The sequence below is a fragment of the Pseudomonas salicis genome, from assembly GCF_057128705.1.
Genome location: NZ_JBSKHU010000015.1, coordinates 1 through 2,581, shown reverse-complemented (window position 1 = coordinate 2,581; position 2,581 = coordinate 1). Strand labels below are relative to the sequence as shown.

Here is a 2,581-nt window from a genome sequence, read left to right as displayed (position 1 = left end):
GCGCGCATCGAAGCGGAAGGCGCCGACACCATCGCCGCGTTCATCTCGGAACCGGTGATGGGCGCCGGTGGCGTGATTGTCCCTCCTGCGGGCTACTTCGCAGGTGTTCAGGCGCTGCTGAAGAAGCACGACATTCTGTTTCTGGCCGACGAAATCATCTGCGGGTTTGGCCGCACCGGTCGCTGGTTCGGGCATCAGACCCTGGGCTTTGCGCCGGACATGATGGCGTGCGCCAAGAGCCTGTCATCGGGTTATCAACCCATCTCGTGCGTGGTGGTCGCGGGGAATGTCTATCAGGCCATTGAAGAGCAGAGCCAGCAATTGGGTGGTTTCGGCCACGGCTTTACCTACTCGGGCCATCCGGTGGCGGCCGCAGTAGCGCTGGAAACCCTGACCGTCTACCAGGAAATGCATTTGCCTGAGCGCACCGAGGAGCTGGGCCGCCTGCTGCATCAGCAACTGGAACCGCTGCTGGCACACCCGCTAATCGGCGAGCTGCGCGGCATCGGCCTGGTGGCCGGGCTGGAACTGGTCGCGGACAAAACGACCCGTGCGTCCTTTGCAGCGCACATCGGCATCGGCGCCCAAGTCGAGCGGGCGGCCCGGGAACAAGGCCTGATCGTACGCAACATGGGGGACTCCATCGCCCTCGCGCCGCCCTTCATCATTACCGCCGAAGAGATCGCCGAACTGGTCGCCCGCCTGACGCGCGCGCTGGATGTCGTCGCTCTGGCCAACGGGTTCTCACTGTGATGAACGCCAAGGCCGCTGTCCCTCAAACCACTCTGCCGTTGATCGAGTTCAAAGGCGTTCAGAAAAGCTATGACGGCAAGACGCTAGTCATCAAGGATCTGAATCTCGGCATCAGTCGGGGCGAATTCCTGACCCTGCTCGGCGCTTCGGGCTCCGGCAAAACCACAACGCTGATGATGCTCGCTGGTTTCGAAACTCCGACCCGGGGCGAGATTCTCATGGGTGGCACGCCGATCCAGAAAAAACCGGCTCATCAGCGAGGCATGGGCATGGTGTTTCAGAATTACGCGCTGTTCCCGCACATGAGTGTCGAGGAAAACCTCGCCTACCCCCTGAAAATGCGCGGCCTCAATCGCACAGATCTACAGGCCAAGGTCAAGCGCGCCATCGACATGGTGCAGCTGCATGGCATGCAGCAACGGCGCATCACCGAGCTTTCCGGTGGCCAGCAGCAGCGCGTGGCCCTGGCCAGGGCGATGGTCTTTGAGCCGGAAATCATCTTGATGGACGAGCCCTTGGGCGCACTGGACAAAAACCTGCGCGAGCACATGCAGTACGAGATCAAGCAACTGCACAAATCTCTGGGCGTGACCATCGTCTACGTGACCCACGACCAGAGCGAGGCGCTGACGATGTCGGATCGGGTTGCCGTGTTCCATCAGGGCGACATCGCCCAAATCGGCTCGCCCACGGCGCTCTACGAGCACCCTGAAAACGCCTACGTCGCCAACTTCATCGGCGAGAACAACGTGTTGATCGGCGCCGCCCGGCATCGCGATGAGCAGACCTGTGAAGTAATCCTGGAAAACGGGCTACAGGTCACAGGCTCCGCCAAAGCGCTCAAGGGCCTGCGATCTGAACGGGTCGAACTGGTCATCCGCCCCGAGAACATTCGCTTGGGTCCGATGGCAAGCATGCCTTGGCAGGCGACGGTGGCCGATACCGTCTACCTCGGCGACCACCTGCGGGTGCATCTGCGCCTGAGCAACCAGCAAGCGCTGATTGTGAAAGTGCCCAACAACGCCCTCTTCAAGCAACTGCGACCCGGCCAGATGACCGGCTTTGACTGGAGTACCGACGACGCCCATCTATTCGAATTGAGCTGATCTACCGCTGCACCGATAACGATAAGTCTCGACAACAATAACGATCCGAGAGGCAACCATGCACACCATCCCTGACACCGTTTAGTTCGTCACTGCCCGTTTGTGAACCTTGTCTTCCATTTCCATCCTCAAACAGCAGGAGGGACAAACATGTCCTCTATATTCCGTCGCACCGCACTGGTCTGTTCGATTTGCGCCGCCACCTTATTCGCCAGCCACGCCGTACAGGCCCGAGACCTGACCGCCGTCGGCTTCGGTGGCGCCACTCAGGAAGCGTTCGATAAGGCCTACTTCAAACCTTATGCAGCACAGAGCGGCAAACCCGTGGTGCAAGACACGTACGACGGCGGCATCGCCAAACAGAAAGCCATGGTCCAGGCCGGCAACCCTACGTGGGACGTGGTGCAGATGGACGAAAACGAAATGGCCCTGGCCTGCGAGCAAGGGCTGCTGGAACCCTTGGACCACAGTAAGTTGAGCAACGCCGGCGATATCCCCGCAGACAAGTTCGCACCGTGCGGCGTCGGCGCGATTGTCTGGTCGGAAGTCATGACCTACGACAACAAGAAATTCGCCAGCGACGGCCCAAAAACCTGGGCCGATTTCTGGAACGTCAAGAAATGGCCCGGCAAGCGTGGCCTGCGTAAGCAAGCGCGCATGACGCTGGAAATCGCCCTCATGGCCGACGGCGTCAAGCCTGCCGATGTCTACACGGTACTGGC

General features: G+C 60.5%; 3 protein-coding genes. All 3 read left to right on the top strand.

What is annotated here, in order from left to right:
• Window positions 1-753 (top strand): aminotransferase class III-fold pyridoxal phosphate-dependent enzyme (locus ACWKWE_RS29195; RefSeq protein ID WP_483852484.1); only part of this gene is annotated, 753 nt, incomplete at its 5' end.
• Window positions 753-1,859, top strand: coding sequence for an ABC transporter ATP-binding protein (locus ACWKWE_RS29190; RefSeq protein ID WP_483852483.1), 1,107 nt, complete (start codon window positions 753-755; stop codon window positions 1,857-1,859). The genes ACWKWE_RS29195 and ACWKWE_RS29190, both read left to right, overlap by 1 nt.
• Before the next feature lie 150 nt (window positions 1,860-2,009).
• Window positions 2,010-2,581: extracellular solute-binding protein (locus tag ACWKWE_RS29185; RefSeq protein ID WP_483852482.1), on the top strand; the 572-nt coding region annotated here is incomplete at its 3' end.

Bases quoted from the DNA above. Each gene is read 5' to 3' on its own strand.
- ACWKWE_RS29190 (WP_483852483.1), top strand. From the start codon at position 753: ATGAACGCCAAGGCCGCTGTCCCTCAAACCACTCTGCCGTTGATCGAG.